Origin of the sequence: Methylocystis sp. JAN1, from assembly GCF_052186135.1 — a bacterium.
Taxonomy (GTDB): Bacteria; Pseudomonadota; Alphaproteobacteria; order Rhizobiales; family Beijerinckiaceae; genus Methylocystis.
Map to the genome: position 1 here is coordinate 1,961,920 of NZ_CP181499.1, position 19,136 is coordinate 1,981,055.

The 19,136-nt window shown below is 63.5% G+C and carries 20 protein-coding genes and 1 tRNA gene; 12 read left to right on the top strand and 9 right to left on the bottom strand.

Features of this window, described 5'->3' with window-relative positions; genetic code table 11:
• The first annotated feature begins 54 nt into the window (after positions 1–54).
• The 4 genes from ACNHKD_RS09265 to ACNHKD_RS09280 are packed head-to-tail and all read left to right on the top strand — an operon-like array spanning position 55 to position 3,610.
• Entirely contained in the window at positions 55–1,272 is a 1,218-nt protein-coding gene (locus ACNHKD_RS09265; RefSeq protein WP_442756755.1) for an acyl-CoA dehydrogenase family protein, read from the top strand.
• A gap of 14 nt (positions 1,273–1,286) precedes the next feature.
• Positions 1,287–2,204, top strand: coding sequence for an amino acid--[acyl-carrier-protein] ligase (locus ACNHKD_RS09270; RefSeq protein ID WP_442756756.1), 918 nt, complete (start codon positions 1,287–1,289; stop codon positions 2,202–2,204).
• A gap of 34 nt (positions 2,205–2,238) precedes the next feature.
• A complete protein-coding gene (locus ACNHKD_RS09275; RefSeq protein ID WP_442756757.1) occupies positions 2,239–2,697 on the top strand; it encodes a cupin domain-containing protein in 459 nt (152 codons plus the stop codon).
• A 16-nt stretch (positions 2,698–2,713) separates the two neighbouring features.
• The gene (locus tag ACNHKD_RS09280; protein WP_442756758.1) at positions 2,714–3,610 is read left to right on the top strand and encodes a branched-chain amino acid aminotransferase; all 897 of its coding nucleotides are present in this window, start codon (positions 2,714–2,716) and stop codon (positions 3,608–3,610) included.
• A gap of 44 nt (positions 3,611–3,654) precedes the next feature.
• Here ACNHKD_RS09280 and ACNHKD_RS09285 read toward each other — a convergent pair whose 3' ends face one another.
• Positions 3,655–5,328 (bottom strand): thiamine pyrophosphate-binding protein, encoded by a 1,674-nt coding sequence (locus tag ACNHKD_RS09285; RefSeq protein WP_442756759.1) that lies wholly within the window; start codon positions 5,326–5,328, stop codon positions 3,655–3,657.
• Positions 5,329–5,350: 22 nt separating this feature from the next.
• Complete coding sequence (locus tag ACNHKD_RS09290) at positions 5,351–6,220, bottom strand: GNAT family N-acetyltransferase (protein WP_442756760.1); 870 nt, start codon at positions 6,218–6,220, stop codon at positions 5,351–5,353.
• Positions 6,221–6,330: 110 nt separating this feature from the next.
• Here ACNHKD_RS09290 and ACNHKD_RS09295 point away from each other — a divergent pair, with 110 nt between their 5' ends.
• Genes ACNHKD_RS09295 through ACNHKD_RS09305 form a run of 3 tightly spaced genes read left to right on the top strand, consistent with a single transcriptional unit; the run spans position 6,331 to position 8,664 of the window.
• Entirely contained in the window at positions 6,331–6,579 is a 249-nt protein-coding gene (locus ACNHKD_RS09295) for an acyl carrier protein (protein ID WP_442756761.1), read from the top strand.
• Positions 6,563–7,942 carry an AMP-binding protein gene (locus tag ACNHKD_RS09300; protein ID WP_442756762.1) on the top strand — a complete coding sequence of 460 codons (1,380 nt, stop codon included), beginning with the start codon at positions 6,563–6,565 and terminating at the stop codon, positions 7,940–7,942. Before ACNHKD_RS09295 ends, ACNHKD_RS09300 begins: the two co-directional genes overlap by 17 nt.
• On the top strand, positions 7,942–8,664 hold the full coding sequence (locus tag ACNHKD_RS09305; protein WP_442756763.1) for an SDR family NAD(P)-dependent oxidoreductase: 723 nt from the start codon (positions 7,942–7,944) through the stop codon (positions 8,662–8,664). The genes ACNHKD_RS09300 and ACNHKD_RS09305 overlap by 1 nt, the downstream gene beginning before the upstream one ends.
• A 515-nt stretch (positions 8,665–9,179) precedes the next feature.
• Here ACNHKD_RS09305 and ACNHKD_RS09310 read toward each other — a convergent pair.
• Positions 9,180–9,473, bottom strand: coding sequence for a hypothetical protein (locus ACNHKD_RS09310; protein ID WP_442756764.1), 294 nt, complete (start codon positions 9,471–9,473; stop codon positions 9,180–9,182).
• 889 nt (positions 9,474–10,362) lie between these two features.
• Between ACNHKD_RS09310 and ACNHKD_RS09315 the strand changes: the two genes are divergently transcribed.
• From ACNHKD_RS09315 to ACNHKD_RS09330, 4 genes are all read left to right on the top strand, one after another.
• A complete protein-coding gene (locus tag ACNHKD_RS09315) occupies positions 10,363–10,545 on the top strand; it encodes a hypothetical protein (RefSeq protein ID WP_442756765.1) in 183 nt (60 codons plus the stop codon).
• A 248-nt stretch (positions 10,546–10,793) separates the two neighbouring features.
• A complete protein-coding gene (locus ACNHKD_RS09320) occupies positions 10,794–11,261 on the top strand; it encodes a MarR family winged helix-turn-helix transcriptional regulator (protein ID WP_442756766.1) in 468 nt (155 codons plus the stop codon).
• Positions 11,254–12,390 carry an HlyD family secretion protein gene (locus tag ACNHKD_RS09325; protein WP_442756767.1) on the top strand — a complete coding sequence of 379 codons (1,137 nt, stop codon included), beginning with the start codon at positions 11,254–11,256 and terminating at the stop codon, positions 12,388–12,390. Before ACNHKD_RS09320 ends, ACNHKD_RS09325 begins: the two co-directional genes overlap by 8 nt.
• Positions 12,387–13,910 (top strand): DHA2 family efflux MFS transporter permease subunit, encoded by a 1,524-nt coding sequence (locus ACNHKD_RS09330; protein WP_442756768.1) that lies wholly within the window; start codon positions 12,387–12,389, stop codon positions 13,908–13,910. The genes ACNHKD_RS09325 and ACNHKD_RS09330 overlap by 4 nt, the downstream gene beginning before the upstream one ends.
• Before the next feature lie 901 nt (positions 13,911–14,811).
• On the opposite strand, the gene ACNHKD_RS09335 is transcribed toward ACNHKD_RS09330, so the two are convergent.
• The 6 genes from ACNHKD_RS09335 to ACNHKD_RS09360 form a co-directional block, all read right to left on the bottom strand.
• Positions 14,812–14,888, bottom strand: a tRNA-Pro gene (locus ACNHKD_RS09335).
• An 89-nt stretch (positions 14,889–14,977) separates the two neighbouring features.
• On the bottom strand, positions 14,978–15,493 hold the full coding sequence (locus ACNHKD_RS09340; RefSeq protein ID WP_442756769.1) for a dihydrofolate reductase: 516 nt from the start codon (positions 15,491–15,493) through the stop codon (positions 14,978–14,980).
• Positions 15,490–15,765, bottom strand: a complete 276-nt coding sequence (locus tag ACNHKD_RS09345) for a hypothetical protein (protein WP_442756770.1) — start codon at positions 15,763–15,765, stop codon at positions 15,490–15,492. The genes ACNHKD_RS09340 and ACNHKD_RS09345 overlap by 4 nt, the downstream gene beginning before the upstream one ends.
• A 25-nt stretch (positions 15,766–15,790) precedes the next feature.
• The gene (locus ACNHKD_RS09350) at positions 15,791–16,597 is read right to left on the bottom strand and encodes a thymidylate synthase (RefSeq protein WP_442756771.1); all 807 of its coding nucleotides are present in this window, start codon (positions 16,595–16,597) and stop codon (positions 15,791–15,793) included.
• A gap of 405 nt (positions 16,598–17,002) precedes the next feature.
• The gene (locus tag ACNHKD_RS09355) at positions 17,003–17,242 is read right to left on the bottom strand and encodes a hypothetical protein (protein ID WP_442756772.1); all 240 of its coding nucleotides are present in this window, start codon (positions 17,240–17,242) and stop codon (positions 17,003–17,005) included.
• 301 nt (positions 17,243–17,543) lie between these two features.
• Positions 17,544–17,756 (bottom strand): cold-shock protein, encoded by a 213-nt coding sequence (locus ACNHKD_RS09360; RefSeq protein ID WP_442756773.1) that lies wholly within the window; start codon positions 17,754–17,756, stop codon positions 17,544–17,546.
• A gap of 345 nt (positions 17,757–18,101) precedes the next feature.
• Here ACNHKD_RS09360 and ACNHKD_RS09365 point away from each other — a divergent pair, with 345 nt between their 5' ends.
• On the top strand, positions 18,102–19,100 hold the full coding sequence (locus ACNHKD_RS09365; RefSeq protein WP_442756774.1) for a TIM44-like domain-containing protein: 999 nt from the start codon (positions 18,102–18,104) through the stop codon (positions 19,098–19,100).
• Positions 19,101–19,136: the final 36 nt, after the last annotated feature.

The following is a 19,136-nucleotide window of genomic DNA, read 5'->3' on the forward strand; positions in this document are numbered from 1 at the left end:
GCCGTAATCTGCGACTGGATAAAGCGACGCAAACCAACGAGACGAGGCGCTTCCATGTCGACGGCGGAAAATTTCGTGACGATCGATGCGCGCGGCCGGTTCCAGCGCGATGAAGATCTGGCGTCGAGAATTGCAGCGGCCGTCGCGGTCGCGGCGACATTCGCGAACGCCGTCGATCAGGAAGCGCGGTTCCCGAGGGAAGCGTTCGACGAACTGAAAGCGCAGCGCCTTCTCGGCGTCATTCTTCCGCGCGCTTACGGCGGCGACGGTCGCACCGTCGCCGACGCCGCGCAGGTTTGCTATGCGCTTGGCCGCGTTTGTTCGTCCACGGCGATGATCTACGCCATGCACATGACGAATGTCGCCTGCGTGCTCAACCACGGCGACACGAGCGAGCGCTATCTCTCCTATCTGCGTCGCATCGGGATCGAACAGATGTTGCTCGCGTCCTCGACGACCGAAGGTCAGAACGGCGCGAATGTCCGCTCCAGCGCGTCGGCCATTGTTCGCGAGGGCGACCGCATTTCTCTCGACCGCGACGCTTCCGTGGTTTCTTACGGCGCCGCCGCGGACGCGATCGTCACCACCGCGCGCCGTTCGCCGGAGTCGTTGCCGAGCGACCAGGTTCTCGCGCTGTTCTTCAAGGAAGATTACGCGCTGGAACGCACTGTGAAATGGGATGTGATGGGAATGCGCGGCACCTGCAGCGAAGGCTTCCGGCTTCTCGCCAGCGGCGACAGCGCGCAGGTGCTCTCCGAATCCTACGACAAGGTGCATCGCCGCAGCATGGTTCCCGTGACGCATCTTCTCTGGGCGGCCTGCTGGGCCGGCGTCGCCGCCGGCGCCGTCGAGCGCGCGCAAAAATTCGTCCGGAAGGTTTCTCGCGCGCAAAAAGGAAATCTGCCGCCCGGCGCGCCCTATGCGACGCAGGCGTCGCTCTCTCTCATGAACCTCGCCAATCTCGTCGACTCCGCGACGAACGACTATCTGTCGCGCATGGCCGATCCCGAGGCGCTCGACGAGATTTCGTTTCAGACTTCGCTCAATCTTCTGAAGGTAAGCGCGTCGGAAATGGCGATCTCCACGGTGATGCTCGCCTTCCAGGCATGCGGCATCGCGGGATACCGCAATGACAGCGAATTCAGCGTTTCGCGCCCGCTGCGCGACATTCTGTCCTCGTCGATCATGATCAACAATAACCGCATCCTCAACAATGTGGCGACGTCCTGCCTCATCGGCGGCGTTCCGGAATCGATCGTGAAGACACGGTAACGAGGGAGCGAAGGATGGAAACGGCGACGAAGTCTAAGCGGGTCGCGGACGGAAATATCCTCGACCGCCTCTTCCGCCCCATGGGCGTCGAGGGCGTCTATGCGCGCACACGGGAATATGAGGAGGTCGCCGACGTTTTGCAGCAGCTGATTTCGCGGCATCGGCCCGATGACGCGGAAGTCTTCCGCTTCCCGCCTGTCATGAGCCTGCGCCAGCTCGAAACGCAGGGCTATCTGAACAGCTTTCCGCAACTCCTCGGCTGCGTGTGCGCGCTGCACGGAACCGAGACGGATGTATCGGCCGCCGTCGATCGCGCCAGGCGGGGCGCAGACTGGACGAGCGAGACGACTTCCGCTGATCTCGTGCTCAGTCCCGCCGCCTGCTATCCGATCTATCCGATCGCGGCGGAGAAAGGTCCGGTTCCGGCCAGGGGCCTGACCTTTGACGTCGCCGCGGACTGCTTTCGTCACGAGCCTTCGAAGGATCTCGACCGTCTGCAATCGTTCCGTATGCGGGAGTATGTGCGCATCGGCGCGCCGGCTCAGATTGCGACTTTCCGGGAGCAGTGGATGCAACGTGCGCAGTCGATCGCGGAGGCCCTGCAACTTCCTTATCGTTTCGACCGGGCGAGCGACCCGTTCTTCGGGCGCGTCGGTCAGTTGATGGCTGCAAACCAGATCGAACAGGCGCTGAAATTCGAGCTGCTAATTCCGGTGCGAGCGGAGGGCGGACCCACAGCGTGCATGAGCTTCAACTATCACCGCGATCATTTCGGCAAGACATGGGGGCTGACGGACGAGAGCGGCGAGACGGCGCATTCGGGCTGCGTGGCTTTCGGGATCGACCGTCTCGCCCTTGCGCTCTTCGCGACGCATGGTCTGATTGTCGGCGCGTGGCCGCGCGCGGTTCTGCAAGTTCTTCGTTTGGATTGAGTCGGGGCAGGGCTTTGAACAGGGTGAGATGGCGATGAGCGTCGACAAGATCGTTTTTTATCAAGGCAAGAATGTCGAAATGGTGTCCTGTCCGATCCATCCAGCCTGGGTGATCGAGGGTGCGCCGCTCGCCCGCACGTTCGTTCTGTCGCGCAGCGCCGACGGCGGGGCGTCGACTCTGTTGTGGGACTGCACCAAGGGCGTGTTCAACTGGCGTTACGACATTGACGAGACCGTTTATGTTCTCGAAGGCTCGGTGGTGATCCGCGACGACGAGGGCGTCGAACATATCCTCGGCCCCGGCGACCATGCGCTGTTCCGCGCCGGCTCGCATGCGGTCTGGCGTGTTGAAAACTATGTGCGCAAAGTCGCCTTCTGCCGCAATCCAGTTCCGCAGCCGGTGATGTTCGCGACGCGAGCTTTTCGCAAGCTCGGGCGCTTGCTCGGCTTGGGGCCCGCCTCGGATGCGCCGGCCATGTTCAGCAATGTTTGACCATTGGAGCGCGGCCATGGCGTCTCTCGTCCCGATCAAGCCCGTGTCGCAGACCTGGACCTTCCATCGAGGCGCATGGCGCGACGGCAATGCGCCGATCCTCGGCCCGCGCACGCATGGCGCCTGGCTCGGCTCGATGGTCTTCGACGGCGCGCGCGCCTTCGAGGGGGTGACGCCGGATCTCGATCTGCATCTCGCGCGCGTCAACAACTCGGCGCGGGAAATGCTGCTCGAGCCGGCTCTGACAGTCGAGGACTGGCGTGCGCTGGTCGAGGACGGCTTGCGCAAATTTCCGCGCGACGCACAGCTCTACATTCGTCCGATGTATTGGGCGGAAGAGGGGTTTGGCGGCGGCGTCCGCTTCGAGCCGAACTCGACCAACTGGTGCCTGACGATCTATGAAGCGCCGATGCCCGCGCCGAAGGGCGGGGCGATCACGCTCTCGCCGTTTCGTCGTCCAAGCGCCGAGACGGCGCCGGTCGCCGCCAAGGCGAGCTGCCACTATGCAAACGGCGCGCGGGCGCTGATCGAGGCGTCGAAACGGGGCTTCGACAACTGCCTCATGCGCGACATGCTGGGGAATATCGCCGAATTTGCAAATTCCAACGCCTTCCTCGCAAAAGATGGCGTCGTGTTTACGCCGGCCGCAAATGGAACTTTCCTCAATGGCGTTACGCGGCGGCGGGTGATCGGACTTCTGCGCGCGGACGGAGTAAAAGTGGTCGAAACGTCGCTCACCTATGACGATTTCCTCGCCGCCGACGAGATATTCTCGACCGGCAACTTTCAGAAGGTCGCGCCGATATCGCGTATCGATGAGCGCGCGCTCGATGCGGGGGCGATGTACAAGCGCGCCCGCGCGCTCTATTGGGACTTCGCGCATTCTCGCGCGCCGCTGCGCGCGGTTTCCTGATGAGAGGCCCGGCGCGTCGCCGAGCCTTTCCATTTCCGGCGCGATCAGGCGTGCGAGAGGGCCTCAGCCCGAAGATCCGACAGATTCGCGTTCGGAGAAATTCGATCCGGATCCATCATCAGATGGATGATCGACGGCGCTCCGGACGCGCGAGCGGCGTTGAAGGCGTCAGGAAAATCGGCGGTGCGCTCCACGCGGACGCCGAATCCGCCAAAGGCGCGCGCATAGGCGGCGAAGTCCGGATTTTTAAGATCGGTGGCGATGACGCGCGCCGGAAAGTTGCGCTCCTGATGCATCCGGATCGTGCCATAGCTCGCATTGTCGCAGACGACGACGACGATCGGCAGCGCATATTGGACTGCGGTCGCGAATTCCTGACCGTTCATGAGAAAATCGCCGTCGCCGTTCAACGATACGACCAGTCGCTCGGGATAGAGCCGCTGGATCGCGCAGGCGGCCGGGACGCCGTAGCCCATCGTCGCGGAGGTGGGAGCGAAATGCGATCCATAACGGCGGAAGCGGAAATAGCGGTGAATCCAGGAGGCGTAGTTGCCCGCGCCGTTGCAGATGATCGCGTCGGGAGGAAGATTGTCGGAGAGCCAGATCATCGTCCGCGCCATGTCGACTTCGGCCGAGGGCGTGAAGCTGCGGGAGAAGTCGAGATAATCGCGGTGCGCGGCGCGCGTCTCGTCCGCCCAGCGGATTGTGCGCGGCGGATTCAGCGAAGCCAGCGCGGCAACGAAGGGCTTCGGCGAAGCGTGGATTGCGAGCGCCGGCGCGTAGACGCGGCCGAATTCCTCGGCCTGCGGATAGACATGCACGAGGCGCGTCTGCGGCGTCGGGATGTCGAAAAGCTTATAGCCTTGCGACGGGATTTCGCCGAGCCGCCCGCCGACGAGAATGAAGAGATCGCTCTCTCTTGCGCGCGCGACGAGCTTCGGATTGGCGGCGAGGCCGAGGTCGCCGGCATAGCATTCATGTAGCGGATCGAAGAGAGGCAGGCGGCGGTAGCTCGTTGCGACAGGGATGTCGAAGGCGCGCGCCCATTCCATCATCTCGCGCGAGGCGGCTTCGTCCCAGCGGGCGCCGCCGACGATGACGAGCGGTCGCTCGGCGTCATCGATCAGGGCGGCGAGTCGCGCCATCGAGTCGGCGCCGGGCGCGGTCTCGATCTGCGCAGCTGCCGGGCAATCGACAGCCGGCGCGCGCTCTTCGAGCATGTCCTTGGGCAGCGCCAGCGCGACCGGGCCGGGTCGACCGCCCATGGCGACATGGAAGGCGCGCGATACATATTCGGCCATTCGCGCGCCGTCGTCGATCTCGGCGGTCCATTTTGTCTGTCCGCCGAACATGGCGCGGTAGTCGACCTCCTGAAAGGCTCCGCGCTCGCGGTTGCTTCGTTCGATCTGTCCGATGAAGAGAATCATGGGAGTCGAATCGTGCTGCCCGATATGCACGCCCGCAAAGGCGTTGGCGGCGCCCGGGCCCCGCGTGACGAAGCAGATGCCCGGACGGCCGGTGGCCTTGCCATAGGCGTCAGCCATCATCGCCGCGCCGGCCTCGTTGCGGCAGACCGTGAGCTTCACGTCGCGTGCATAGCAGGCGTCGAGGACGGCGAGATAGCTCTCCCCGGGCACGCAGAAAATATGGTCGACATCATTGACGATGAGCTGTTCGACCAGCGCCTGCGCGGCGGAAATTTCGTTTACGGCTTTCATTCGAGCGCTCGTCGATTAAAAATCACGGTCCGAAGAGGACGCTCTCGCAGAACGCCAGATCGCCGAGTCGGGGACGCTTGGGGCCCTTGAAATATTTCGGTCCGCGATCGCGGAAAAATTTTCCAAAAAGCCCCGAAATCTTCTCGCTGGCGTCGACCAGAACGGTCGGATGACCCTGGCGAAGCAGCTCTCTTCCAAGCGGTCCGGCGAAACGCTGGAAATCGGAGATGTCGCGGCAATACACAAGTTGCAACGTCGGGAGAAGACCTTTGAAGAGACGCCGGGGCAGGAAGACGAACGGATGCGCGTCGCGCTTTTCGTGCACGATGAATGCGAGGCAGCCGCGCTCGACATGCGCGATCAGAAGATCGCGCTCCTGTGCGGTCAGCGCGTCGCCGTAATCGCGCTTCTTGTCGAAGGCGCGAGCTCGCGCATTGGCGGTCCAGGAGCTGAGGGCGGGGATAGCGAGCATCTGTCCGTCGCAATAGCGGCGGAAGCCCTGCGCTTCGATCACCCGCCATGTGTGCGCCGCCGGAGAAATGTTTACGTAGGTGACGTCCTTGTGCCGGACGGCGGCGGCGATGAGAAGAGAGGCGTAGCCGCGATAAGGTTCATCGACATACCAGCTCGATATGTTGCAGCGGATCTGCTTGTCGACGACGTTGGTGAAGATCATGAGAATGACGCCGACCGGCGCGCCCTCGTGCTCCAGCATGTAGCCGAAGCGCGGATAGCCTTCCGGCGACGCTCGGCGCGCGAGCGTATCGAGCGCGCGTCGCCAATAGTCTTTGGCGCGCTCAGGAAAGCCGCGCCCAAGCAACTCGACAAGAGCGGGCGTGTCGGATTCGGCGATCATGCGGCAGCGAATTCTCGGCGTCGCGTCCTGGGTCATTTGCACTTAACCATTGTGGCTAACATTCACCATTCATCGGCGAATTGCTTGCAGATTGAATATAAAGGTAGCTACGTCTTTCTTAGCCGACAATGAAGAGGCTCGCGCCAATGAGCATACGGTTAACAGTGCTTTCCGTGATGGAAGAGGTCGCCGCTGAACAGCAGAAGAAGCTTGCTCCGCTTGCGGACGGCACGGTGCTTGCGAATTCCGGCCTCGACTCTCTTTGTTTCGCGATCATTGTCGCGCGGCTCGAAGACGCGCTCGGGGCCGACCCGTTCACGGCGTCGGAAGAAGTTTATTTTCCCGTGACGCTCGCAGATTTCATCGCGCTTTACGAAAATGTCTCAGCCGCCTGATCTGCGAAGCCTCGTGCTCGCCGGGGCGGTCCTGGAAGAAGCGCGCCTGCGCGCGCGGTCGGGAGAAATCCCGTGGCGCGCGGCGATGGGCAAGACGATCCTGAGCGGGCGCCGCGCGGCGCTCGCCGGCAAATCCGTCCTCATCGGCGTTTCGTCGCAATATGCGGCGGCGCTCGCGATGCTCGAGCTCGACGGCGTCGTCGCGCGCATGGTGATTACTCCGCCCGATTTCGCGGCCGAGCAATTGGCGTCCGCGATTGAACAAGCGGGCGTCGACGCGGTTATCTGCGACGATGCGGCGAAGGATTTCGGCGTCGAGAGGCCGCGCTTTTTCATCTCCGCGCCTGTCGCCGACGCTCCGCCGCAGGGGAACGCCGTCTCGACCGAATGGGTATTGCCGACATCCGGCACGACGGGCGCGCCGAAACTCGTAGCGCATCGGTTGGAGGGCCTGCTCGGCGCCGTGCGGCCGCGTGAGGTCGGCGATCCGGCGCCCGTATGGGCTACTTTCTATGATATTCGCCGTTACGGCGGGATGCAGATCTTCCTTCGCGCGGCGACGGGGGGCGCGACGCTGCTCCTCGCCGACCCGGACGAAACGCTTGCCGATCACGTTGCGCGCATGGCCGAGGCTGGCGTCACGCACCTTTCCGGTACGCCTTCGCACTGGCGTCGGCTGTTGATGAGTCCGGACGCCGCGCGGATCGCGCCGGCTTATGCGCGCCTGTCAGGAGAGATCGCCGATCGCGCGATCCTCGACGGCCTCGCGGCCTTTTATCCCGACGCGAAGGTCGTTCACGCCTATGCTTCGACGGAAGCGGGGGTCGGCTTCGAAGTGACAGATGGCCGCGAGGGGTTCCCGGCCGCTTATCTCGATGGCCTCGGCGACGTCGAGATGCGCGTCGTGGACGGCTCGTTGCGGCTCAAATCCCGGCGCACCGCCGACCGCTATGTCGGACGCGACGATTTGCGGCTTGCGGATGATGACGGATTCGTCGACACGGACGATCTCGTCCAACGTGTCGGCGAGCGTTTCTTTTTCAGGGGCAGGCGCGCCGGCACGATCAATGTCGGCGGACTGAAGGTCCATCCGGAAGAGGTCGAGCAGGTGATCAATCTGCACGAAGCGGTGCGCATGTCTCTCGTGAAGGCGCGGCGCAATCCGATCACCGGCGATCTCATCGTCGCACAGGTGATGCTGAAGGAGACAGACCTTTCTCCAGACCGCAAGCGCGCGCTGAAGGATGAGATCCTCGCGACCTGCCGCGCGCGGCTCGACCGTCACAAGGCGCCGGTCTCCATCGATTTCGTGCCGTCGCTCGCCATGTCGGCCGGCGGCAAAATTCTGCGCGGACGGGCTTGATGCGCAACGTCATCGTCACTGGCGGCAGCAGGGGGCTGGGCCTCGCAATATCGCGGCGGCTGGTTTCCGAGGGTTTCCGCGTCATCGCCGTCGCCCGCAGGGAGAGCGACGAACTCGGCGCGGAAATCGCACGAAGCGGCGGCGCTCTGTCCTTCGCGGCGCTCGATCTTGCGGAGCTGGACGCCATACCGGATGCGGTGCTTCGGCTGAAGAAGGAATTCGGGCCGCCTTACGGCCTGGTCAACAACGCCGGGCTCGGCGCGGAAGGCCTGCTGGCGACCATGCATAATTCGCAGATCGAGATGCTGACCCGCGTAAACGTCACGGCGCCGATCATCCTGTCGAAATATGTCGTGCGCAATATGATGTCGGCGGGCGGCGGACGCATCGTCAACATCTCCTCGATCATCGCGTCGACAGGCTATAACGGTCTTGCCGTCTATGGCGCGACGAAGGCGGCGTTGGTCGGCTTCACCAGATCGCTGGCGCGCGAGGTGGGGCGCATGGGCGTCACCGTCAACGCGGTTGCGCCGGGCTTTATCGACACGGAAATGACGGCGTCGCTCGACGGGGACGACCGCGCCAAGATTGCGAGTCGCGCCGCGCTGCGCCGATTGGCGGCGCCGGAGGACGTGGCGCATGCGGTGGCCTACCTGCTGGATGACAGGGCGCGTAATGTGACGGGAACGGTGATGACGATAGACGCTGGCGCGACGGCCTGACGTAAAAGCCGCCCGGCGCAAGCCGGGCGGAGTGGGGAAACCTGGATGGCCGAACTGACTGAGGATAGCCCTGTCGCGCGACAAGGACAGCGCAGCGCCCGCCAAAAGGCGTCGCCTTTTCGCCAAGCGGGCCGGCGGGACGTTAACGGTTTGTTAACCATCGCCCGACACTCTGGTCTTCGCCAGTCGATCCGGTAACCGCCCAAGCAGGAGCCTCGAAGGCTTCACGCCAGACAGCCGGAATATGAATCGGTTTGACGTCGGCGCCCGCCGACGCCTTGCAAGCGGCCCGCGACCTCGGATGTAAAGGCGCGGGTCGTTTCGTTTTTACCAATGTTTTTCCGAGCGGCGCCGGTCCAAGCGCCGGCGCGCCGCCCCGAGAGAAAAAGTAACGGCTCCCGGTACGCATGGGAGCCGTCTGGCCAACCCCGGCAGCGTCGATTGCTTGGGGTCTGCCGGGCAGGCCTGCACAAGGCTACAAACAAAAAGCGCGAGCCTGAACCCCCGGGAAATACTTACAAGCCGATATCTTCGTCGATGTCCTGCGCGATATCCGCATTGTTTGAACGACGATCCGCGATCGTGAAAAGGCCAGGCTGGACCCGGCCGGGCTTCTTTATTTTCAGCAGGAGGCGCGGACAAGCGCCGCGCACGTGCGCAAAGATGGGAAACGGGCTGCCGCAGGCTTCTATCTTGCCCGCGAAGCGATCGAGCCCGTAGGCATAGCGTCGATCAAAAGATTGCGTTTCGTCCGGGCGAACGCGACCTGCGAAATATCCTTGTCGCCCAATTCTTGTTGCACTCGCCAAGCGCCGACCGCCATCACCATCACGACGAGAGACAGCCAGAACAGCCGATCCCCGAGCGGAAGCGTCGCCTCCTTGGCGTTGAGCCACTTATTTCGAACATCGTGGGACATGGCTGCGAGCCGGCGTCACTAACAATTTGGACGGCCCCAAGTTGAAAATTAAAAGTTAAATTTACGTATCGGCCGCGCGAGCATAGGCCGAGCCGCCAAGTCCGGGGCGTCGCTTGGATTGAAGGAAATTCTCGTTCGTTCATTATTAAAATTAAGCGAAAATTCAATGTTGAATTGTGCGCCCGGCGGATGAAGGTAGACTGATTCTCGTTTCGATGACCTCCCTATTTTCAGTGGTGACCCTGTCGCAGATCCACGGGCAGGGTCACTTTCCTCCGTCGCCGGTTCTGTGCCGAAAGGCTTGTCCAGTAGCGCCGCCATCACGGCCGGCGCGCCAGTTCCGTCCCCGAGACGACGTTTCTCTGTTATTTGGACGCGAAAGCGCTGCACCTGAGCGCGCCCGCGTCATCGAGTTCGACGGGCGGGGGCCTGAAAAACGGAGGTGAAATGTCGCGCATCATCCACTTTGGCGCGCTCTTGCTCGCGCTCTCACAGACCGGCTGCGGCGTGAACTATCATATGCGTCCGAATGGGGCTTGCCCGGGCGCATCTCCCTTCGCCTCCAACTGCCCGGCGCCCGCGGGGAAATGATCGGCCGGCGGCCGCCGCGCGAACGATCATTTCCGCGGCCCGCGCCCGGTCGACAATGCCGTCGGCGCCGCACCGCCTGGCCCGCGGCGGGAACAGGAACATTTTTCCGTCCCGCCTCGTTATGAGCGTGGCGGAACCGTCGTCGTATGCGCGGACCTCCCGCCCGCTCGATGGATGGGGACTGAGTCATGCAAGTGACAGACATTCAGGATTACGCCAGGCAGCTATTCGAGGCGCATGGCGATAAGGCAATCGCCGAGGCGGCGCAAAAAGCGTCCGATCTTGAGAAAAAGGGCGAGACGGAGCAGGCCGAGAAATGGCGTCGGATCGAAGCCGCGATCTATGAAATGACCGGCCCGCACCAGAGTTGAAGAAAGGCACGCCGGCGGAGCCTTGACGGCTACGGCGTTTCCTTCCGCGATTGGGAGAGCCACGCCCGCAACCGGCGCCCCTGGTCGCCGGATCGTCGAAGCGAGCGCGGGCGTGGGAGAGGGACCGAGGCCGCGCGCGCCATGAAGTTCAAGGTCAGTTCCTCCGCAACTTTCATGCGCAGGCCCGTCCCGCACTCAGCTTGCTTATTATAAGCTAGCATATTATATGGTCGGGCATGGAAAATCCTGTGCCGACCAGATCCAGTACGCGCGAATTGGCTTTCGCCCTCAACGACGTCGCCCGTTTGCTGCGCACATGCGCCGATCAGAAAGCCGCCGAGTTCGGCATGAGCCGCGCCAAATGGGCCGTGCTCGCCCGCCTGGATCGCTTCGAGGGGCTGAAGCAGGCGGAACTGGCCGACATGCTCGACCTTCAACCGATCACCCTCACGCGCCTTCTCGACGGCCTGTGCGAGAACGGATTGATCGAGCGCCGCCCCGACCCTGGCGATCGCCGGGCAAAGCGGCTGTTCCTCACGTCCGCGGCGCGGCCGCTTTTGGAGCGGCTGGGCATCCTCGGCGGCGAACTTATGGATACGGCGCTCGCGGGCTTGGACGCGTCCCGCGTGGCGGCGCTGCTGGAGGATCTGTCCCTCATCAAGGACAATCTGCGCCGTTCCGCGCAGCGCCGGGAAGCGGAGCAACGCCATGGCTGACGCGGCCGCGACGCCCGCCAACGCGCATGGCAAGCGAATCCCGGCGCCCGCGAGGCTGGCTGCGGCCGCCCGTCGGCATCTGCGGGTCTTTCTGATGGCCGGCGTTCCGGCGATCGGCCTGCTGGCCGGAGTTGCGCTCTATCTTTCGGGCGGGCGCTATATCTCGACCGACAACGCCTATGTCGGCTCGCAAAAGGTGCTGATCACGCCGGACATCTCCGGAAAAGTGAGCCGCGCGCTCGTTCGCGAGGGGCAGCATGTCGAGGCCGGAGACGAGCTCTTCGACATTGATCCGGAGCCGTTCCAACTGGCGCTGCGGCAAGCGCAAGGCAAGCTCGATGCGGTCCGGACCGATTTCGAAAATCTGAAGTCCAACTACAAGTCCCTCAAGCGCCTGATCGAGCTTGGCGAGCAGACCATCGGCGTCAAGAAGCGCATGTTCGACCGCAAGGCAGTGCTGGCCACGCGCCAATTCAGCACCCAGAACGACGTGGACAACGCCAGCGCCGCGCTCCTGACAGCGGAATTGCAGTTGCAGCCGATGCGCCAGCAGCTGACCTCCACCCTCAACCAGTTGCAGGGCGATCCCGATCTCGTGATCGACGACTATCCGCCTTACCGTCAGGCCAAGGCCGCCCTCGATCAGGCCAGGCGCGATCTCGATCATACGGTCATCAGAGCGCCGATCGCGGGCGTCGCCACGCAGGTCGACAACATCCAGCTCGGGCGCTTCGTCGCCGCCGGCGCGGCCATCTTCAGCGTGATGGACGATGCGGCGCCCTGGGTCGACGCCAATCCCAAGGAGACGGATATCACGCATCTGCGCGTCGGTCAGGAGGTCGAGATCAATGTCGACACCTTCCCCGGCCGCCCCTTCCGCGGCCATGTCGCCTCGATCGGCCCTGGCACCGGCGCGCAGTTCGCGATCCTGCCGCCGCAGAACGCCAATGGCAATTGGGTGAAGGTCGTGCAGCGGGTTCCGGTCCGCATCGCTTTCGACCCGGGACAGAAGCTTTCGGCCTTGCGGGCGGGGATGAGCGTCACGGTCGATATCGACACGCGCCGGCAGCGGGGACTTGCCGCGCTCTTCGGCGCCGGGGAGAGCTTCGCGGAGGAAGACCCGAAATGACGGGCGCGCGGCCCGGCGCCGGCCGAACCATGGTGACGATCTGCGCGATGAGCGCCACCATCATGCAGGCGCTCGACACCACTATCGCCAATGTGGCGTTGCCGCATATGCAGGGGAGCCTTTCGGCGTCGCTCGACCAGATCAACTGGGTGCTGACCTCCTACATTGTCGCCGCGGCGATCATGACGGCTCCGATCGGGTGGATTTCCGAAAGATTTGGCCGCAAGCGCCTGTTCGTGATCTGCGTCGCCGGCTTCACGATCGCCTCCGTCTTGTGCGGCTTCGCGCGGAACATCGAGCAGATGGTGCTTTTCCGCCTCCTGCAGGGCGCTTTCGGAGCCGCTTTGGTCCCCTTGTCTCAAGCGGTGCTGCTCGACGCCTATGAGCCGCACGAGCGCGGGTCGGCCATGGCGATCTGGGGCGTCGGCGTCATGCTCGGGCCAATCATGGGGCCGACATTGGGCGCGTGGCTCACCGACAATTATAACTGGCGCTGGGTCTTTTTCATCAATTTGCCGATTGGCGTCCTCACGGTTCTAGGCCTCCTCGCCTTCATGCAGGAGACCGTCAGAAGCCACGCCCGCCGGTTCGACTGGTTCGGCTTTATCGCACTCGCGATCGGGATCGGTTCGCTCCAGGTGATGCTGGATCGTGGAGAGCAGGCGGGCTGGTTCGAATCCAGTGAGATCGTCACCCAGGCGATCGTCTCGGCGATCGGCTTCTACTTCTTCGTCGCCCATTCGGCGACGACGTCGAACCCGTTCGTTCGGTTCGAATTGTTCAGGGACCGCAATTTCGTCGCGGGCTGCCTGTTCATGCTGGCGATCGGCGTCGTGCTGTTCGCCACCATGGCTTTGGTGACGCCCTACATGCAGAATGTCGTCGGCTATCCAATCCTGACCGCCGGCTTCCTGCTCGCCAGCCGCGGCGGCGGCACGCTGGTCGCCATGATTCTGGTGGGGCGTCTGCTCAAGATCGTGGAGGCCCGTTATCTCGTTCTCGCCGGCTTGTCCCTCGCCGCCCTGACGCTGCATCAAATGGCCGGGTTCACCGAGCTGACATCCTCGGGAACCATCGTCGTCGCGAGCGTCTTGCAGGGCTTCGGGCTCGGCCTCGTCTTTGTGCCGCTCAACACGGCGGCCTTTGCGACCCTGCCCGTCGCGCTCCGAACCGAGGGAGCCGCGATGCTCACCCTTCTTAGAAATATCGGAAGTTCGGTCGGTATTTCGCTCGTTATCGCGCGCCTCACCGAAGGGACGATCCAGGCGCATGCGCGGCTCGTCGAGTTCCTCACGCCTTTCAATGGAGCGCTGGCGATCGCGCCAGCGCCTCTTGACGCCACGACCGAGCAAGGCCGCGCCATGCTGGACGCGATCGTCTCCCAGCAGGCCGCCATCCTCGCTTACGGAGAGGACTTCAGATTCCTTATGGCGCTCGTGCTCGCCACGCTGCCGCTGGTCCTCATCATCGGGTCGGCGCGCGTTCCGCAAGACGCTCCCGCTAACATGGCGCTCGACTGAGTTCCTCGATAGGCGCGGACGCGATCAGCCTGAACCGAAGGCTAATCGAGATGGATGACGAAAGTCCACGCGCCGAGAAAAACAAGAACGACGAGCGCCAAACCTGCTGAAATCATAATGACCGATTTACCGAACTCAGGGTTGCGCATCGCCGACCTCCGGCTAACCGCATTTAACGCCGATTCCGCCTAAACGCGTGCGATCTAGCTGGCCAATTAGCGGAGGGCGACCTAAGGGGAAGGCGCCAGGGCGCTTATGCCTGAAGCGCGGCGTCGCGGATCTCGCCCGTCAGCGCGGAAGCGGATCGATCGCGGCCCAGGTTGGAACAAGGTTCTTAGAGCCGGAGTTAGACTCTCAACTTCTCCTTCCTGTCAGCGCCCGCACTCCCAGGTCGGGCGCTTTTTCTTTGCCAATCGAATTCAGGGGCGCCGCCACATCCAGGCGTTGGCAGCCTCCACAATTAGGATGGCGCCAGCGCTCCCATTGTCTCTTGAAGGCAACCAGGCCGTGAAGGTCAGCGGCAGCCCATGACGGGGAAGAAGAACGGGTCGAGCCACCGGCCGGACACCGCGACCTTACCAGGTTCGATCGCACGCCAAACAGACGAAGGCCGCTCAGCGCGGGTGTGACCGAGCGGCCTTCTCGACCTCTCAAAAGCTTCCCCCGCTGAACACCCGCCGAGCATGGAGAGCCGGAGAGGTGGAGGTCGTAGGTAGGGTTTCCAGACCGCCCGGCAAGCCGAAACCGCCTGTCGCTGGCGATAACCGAGATATCCGATCATCGATGGACCGCGGCCGCATAGGGGGCGGGCAAGCCAAGCTATTCGCAATGGGCGATTTGTTGGGAAGGCGCTCAGCAAAGGTCGCCTTCTTTAGCCTTTCCGGTCACTTAACGAAAAGACTGGTCGGAGTGAGAGGATTCGAACCTCCGACCCCCTCGTCCCGAACGAGGTGCGCTACCAGGCTGCGCTACACTCCGAACCGGCGACCCGCAGGCCGCTGTCGAAGGGCCTTATAGCCATAGAGCGCGGACCCCGCAACTGGTTTCGCCTCTAATTTTCCTGGTCTTCAACCGCGTCGGCGCCGCAGCGTCACGAAGGCGAAATCGGCCTGGTCGCGCTCGCCGCGCGGCGGGGCTTCTCGGGCGATTTCTTCCCAGTCTTCCGACGAAAGCTCGGGAAAATGCGCGTCGCCGGGAAGGTCGAGCGCGACCTCGGTGAGTTCGATTAAATGAACCTGGTCGAGGAGCGCGCGGTAAATTTCCTCGCCGCCCGCGACGATGATTTCCGGCGCCCCCATCTGGACCGCGAGCCGGCGGGCGATCTCGACCGAATCGGCGAGGCTCGTCGCGACATGGGCGCCCGGCGCTTCATAGCCGGGTCTGCGGGTGACGACCACGCTCTCGCGGCCGGGCAGGGGCCGGCCGATCGATTCCCAGGTGCGGCGGCCCATGATCATGGGGCGGCCCCAGGTGCGCGCCTTGTAGCGCTTGAGGTCGCTGGGGAGCCGCCAGGGCAGGCCGTTGCCCACGCCGATGACGCCGTTCTGCGCGCGCGCCACCACGGCCACGAGTTTGGGGTTCATGCGGCGGCGGCGCGCGGAAGCTCCGCGACGAGCGCGTAGTCGATCAGCATTCGGTCGAGAAGCGCCGTCTCGATCGCTCCGCCTCCGCTTCGGATCCATTCGAACACTCCGTCGCCAGGATCGGCCAAGGCATTTAACATCGCGCACGCCTCTTTTTCATCAACTGCCTTGTGCCGGGAAGCTTCGTTCCGGCCTTTTACCCTGTTCCAGTTTGCCTTCAATTGTCTCGCCGCTGCGTCGGGTTCCGGCTTGAGTCCGGCGAGATCGAGCAATTTTCCGCGCGCTTCATGGTCTTGTCTATACCGCGATCGGCGCGGCGATCGCCGGCCAGGGATCGTAGCCTTCGACCGCAATGTCCTCGTAGCGGAAGTCGAAAAGCGAGGCCACGGCCGGGTCCAGAACGAGGCGAGGCAGGGCCTTGGGCTCGCGGGACAGTTGGAGCCGGGCCTGCTCGACATGGTTCAGATAGAGATGCGCGTCGCCGAAGCTGTGGATGAAGTCTCCCGGAGCGCAGCCCGTGACCTGCGCAACCATCTGAGTCAGCAGCGCGTAGCTGGCAATGTTGAAGGGGACGCCCAAAAAGACATCCGCCGAACGCTGGTAAAGCTGGCAGGAGAGGCGCTTCCGCCCGTCGATCTCCGCGACATGGAACTGGAAGAGGCAATGGCAGGGCGGTAGCGCCATATAGTCGATCTGTGCAGGGTTCCATGCGGAGACGATGAGCCGGCGCGAGAAGGGGTCGCGCTGGATTTGCTCGACGACGCTGGCGAGCTGGTCGATCGTTCCCCCGTCCGGCTTCGGCCAATGCCGCCATTGCATGCCGTAAATCGGTCCGAGATCGCCATTTTCGTCGGCCCATTCGTCCCAGATGGTGACGCCGTTCTCCCGCAGATAGCGAATGTTGGTGTCGCCTTTCAGGAACCACAGGAGTTCGTGGATCATCGACTTCAGATGCACGCGCTTGGTCGTGACGAGCGGAAAGCCCTCGGAGAGGTCGAAGCGCATCTGATGGCCGAAAATGGAGAGCGTGCCCGTCCCCGTGCGGTCCTCCTTGCGCACGCCCTCGCGCAGGATTTTGTCGAGCAGGTGGAGATATTGACGCATGGATGGGTCGTGTAGCGCGTTGGAGCGGCCATGCCAACGCACGCCCGGGCGCAGACGCCTTATCGGCGCCGGTTCATATTGGAGAAGATGCGGGCTTGGCGGGGCGCGGCTTGCTTGCAGATTTTTTTTCGCGCCGCCGCAAGGGGAAAGCTTGGTCGTCGTAGAGCGGGCGGATCTCGCGGCCGAAATAATGAGTTTCGTTGACCTCGAGGGAGCAGCCCTGGAGAAGTTTGGGCGCAAGGTCCTCTACCGCAAAACGAATCGCCTCCGCCGCTCTCGCGAAGCGCCGGAAGGTGAGGGCTTTCCGCCTGGAATATCCTGTTTTGGCGTAAAAGAGCAAGGCCTCCATCGCATAGTCATTGGCGTCCATGGGATTTTCCCTCGTTTGCCACGCGCGGCCCGCGGCTACAAAATCGTTCGTTCAAGAGTGGATTCGAGCGCCACGCGCTCCTGTCCGTCGCGATCGGACCGGATGCGATATTGCAGGCCCTGGCCGCCATCGGGCAGTTGGCGGGTAATGCGATACATTCCCGAGCCGGAGCCGCCGTGATAGGCGACGTGGACGCCGATTTCGAATTTGTGGGAGGGCGCCCTGGCGATCCTGGCGCTGCGAGGACGTCCGCGCGCGTTGATGTAGTCGGTCATGTTGGAGCTTTCGTGGGGAGGAGAGGCGAGGTTCGTTGATGCGCCTTCCCGCAGGCCGGCTATTTCCTGCCGCGGTCCTGGGCCTTGAGCTTTTCTAGCGTGGTCCAGGGCGTCCCGGGGGCGACGGCGGGCGCCGGCTTTTCCTTCTTTGGCTTTTTCGCTTCGCGATTGCCTTTGCGCTCACTCTTCGCCATGGCCTTCAGGCCTTTATGTTTGAGAACGGAGACGGCGAACCATGCCGTCGTCCCCAAGCGCGCGAGGCTCGCGCCATCGATGTAAAATCGGCGGCGCGCGGCCGAGGTCAGTTTTGAAGCTGGAGCATGTCCGCGGACATTTTTCCGCTTCGGCGATCGGCGAGCAGCTCGTAGCCGACCTTCTGGCCCTCGACGAGGGTGGCGAGCCCGGCGCGCTCGATCGCGCTGATGTGAACGAACACGTCAGCCCCGCCGGCTTCCGGCTGAATGAATCCGAAGCCCTTGTTCGCATTGAACCACTTAACGATGCCAGTCTGCATGAGATGTCCCTTTCCAGGAGCAGTCTTGCGCCAACGTTTCCGCTGTCGCGATAAATCGAAGTTCTGGAGAGGAAGTCACAAGCAGACGCGCCCAAGGCGAGAAAGAAAGTAAGATCGTCCGGCCGAAACCCGATAAGTTGAAAATAGAGTAATCTCGGATAAAAACAATAGCGTTCCTGGAATTTTTACCGTCGCCAGTCGTTTGACTGCGTTCTGGCCCTCAAATTTCTTTGTGCTCGTATGCGTTCCGATTTCCGGAGCCCCTGCCTTTGCAGCTTCGTCACCTGTTTCCTATATTCCTCATCCGAGGGGAGCGGACGCTCCCTGCGAAAGGGGAAAACTCATATGTTGCGGTTTCTTGCGCAAAAGCGCGGATCGCTGATCTCTGTGGTCCTTGCGGCGCTGCTCGCGCTTGCCCCGGCGATTGCCGAGGCGCGCATGGGCGGGGGTGGCAGCTTTGGCTCGCGTGGCTCGCGCAGCTGGTCCGCCCCGCCGTCGACGCGCACGTCGCCCGGCATGGCCTCGCCCTTCGAGCGCAGCGACACGCCGCGTTCAGGCTATAGCGTGAATCAGCCGGGCTATAATCCGTCCTATGGCGGCTCGTCCTTCGGGCGCGGCCTGATGGGCGGACTCGCGGGCGGCCTGCTCGGCGCGGGGCTCTTCGGCCTGTTAACGGGCCAGGGTTTCTTCGGCGGCATAGGCGGCTTCATGTCGATCATCGGCTTTCTGTTGCAGATCGCTCTGGTCGTCTTCCTGGCGCGCATGGCCTTCGCCTGGTGGCAGGGCCGCAACGCGGCGGGCGCCGGGTTGCGGGGATCGACCTTCAACTTTGGCGGCGGCGCGCCCTTCGGCGGCCGCCCGATGGGCGGCTTCGGGGCCGGACCCATGGGCTTCGCCGGCGCCGCAGCCCAACAGCGCCCGCGTTCGCAGCCGATCCAGGTTGTGGCGGGCGACTTCAACGCCTTCGAACGTTTGCTCGGCGCGTCGCAGGCGGCCTATAGCCGCGAGGATCTCGACGCCCTGCGCGCCATGGCCACGCCGGAAATGATCCGTCATTTCGACGAGGAGCTGGAGACCAACCGCCGCAAGGGCGTCGTCAACCGCGTCTCGGACGTCAAGCTCCTGCAGGGCGACCTGTCGGAAGCCTGGCGCGAAGGCTCGGACGAATACGCGACCGTCGCCATGCGCTTCTCGCTCAACGACGTGACGGAGGACCGCGCGACCGGCAAGCCCGCGCCGGGCTCCGCCGGCGCGACGCAGGCGACCGAGGTGTGGACGTTCCGCCGCCCGGCGGGCGCCGGCCCCGACGCCTGGAAGCTTTCCGCGATCCAGCAGGCGGCGTAATCCAAAGCCTGATAATGAGGGGCGCTCCCGCTGCGA

Excerpts from the sequence above, each read along its gene's own strand:
- ACNHKD_RS09365 (WP_442756774.1), top strand. The coding sequence starts at position 18,102 with ATGTTGCGGTTTCTTGCGCAAAAGCGCGGATCGCTGATCTCTGTGGTC.
- ACNHKD_RS09315 (WP_442756765.1), top strand. The coding sequence starts at position 10,363 with ATGCAAGTGACAGACATTCAGGATTACGCCAGGCAGCTATTCGAGGCG.
- ACNHKD_RS09280 (WP_442756758.1), top strand. The coding sequence starts at position 2,714 with ATGGCGTCTCTCGTCCCGATCAAGCCCGTGTCGCAGACCTGGACCTTC.
- ACNHKD_RS09330 (WP_442756768.1), top strand. The coding sequence starts at position 12,387 with ATGACGGGCGCGCGGCCCGGCGCCGGCCGAACCATGGTGACGATCTGC.
- ACNHKD_RS09300 (WP_442756762.1), top strand. The coding sequence starts at position 6,563 with ATGTCTCAGCCGCCTGATCTGCGAAGCCTCGTGCTCGCCGGGGCGGTC.
- ACNHKD_RS09355 (WP_442756772.1), bottom strand. The coding sequence starts at position 17,242 with ATGACCGACTACATCAACGCGCGCGGACGTCCTCGCAGCGCCAGGATC.
- ACNHKD_RS09285 (WP_442756759.1), bottom strand. The coding sequence starts at position 5,328 with ATGAAAGCCGTAAACGAAATTTCCGCCGCGCAGGCGCTGGTCGAACAG.
- ACNHKD_RS09360 (WP_442756773.1), bottom strand. The coding sequence starts at position 17,756 with ATGCAGACTGGCATCGTTAAGTGGTTCAATGCGAACAAGGGCTTCGGA.
- ACNHKD_RS09275 (WP_442756757.1), top strand. The coding sequence starts at position 2,239 with ATGAGCGTCGACAAGATCGTTTTTTATCAAGGCAAGAATGTCGAAATG.
- ACNHKD_RS09270 (WP_442756756.1), top strand. The coding sequence starts at position 1,287 with ATGGAAACGGCGACGAAGTCTAAGCGGGTCGCGGACGGAAATATCCTC.
- ACNHKD_RS09305 (WP_442756763.1), top strand. The coding sequence starts at position 7,942 with ATGCGCAACGTCATCGTCACTGGCGGCAGCAGGGGGCTGGGCCTCGCA.
- ACNHKD_RS09290 (WP_442756760.1), bottom strand. The coding sequence starts at position 6,220 with ATGACCCAGGACGCGACGCCGAGAATTCGCTGCCGCATGATCGCCGAA.
- ACNHKD_RS09340 (WP_442756769.1), bottom strand. The coding sequence starts at position 15,493 with ATGAACCCCAAACTCGTGGCCGTGGTGGCGCGCGCGCAGAACGGCGTC.
- ACNHKD_RS09295 (WP_442756761.1), top strand. The coding sequence starts at position 6,331 with ATGAGCATACGGTTAACAGTGCTTTCCGTGATGGAAGAGGTCGCCGCT.
- ACNHKD_RS09325 (WP_442756767.1), top strand. The coding sequence starts at position 11,254 with ATGGCTGACGCGGCCGCGACGCCCGCCAACGCGCATGGCAAGCGAATC.
- ACNHKD_RS09265 (WP_442756755.1), top strand. The coding sequence starts at position 55 with ATGTCGACGGCGGAAAATTTCGTGACGATCGATGCGCGCGGCCGGTTC.
- ACNHKD_RS09350 (WP_442756771.1), bottom strand. The coding sequence starts at position 16,597 with ATGCGTCAATATCTCCACCTGCTCGACAAAATCCTGCGCGAGGGCGTG.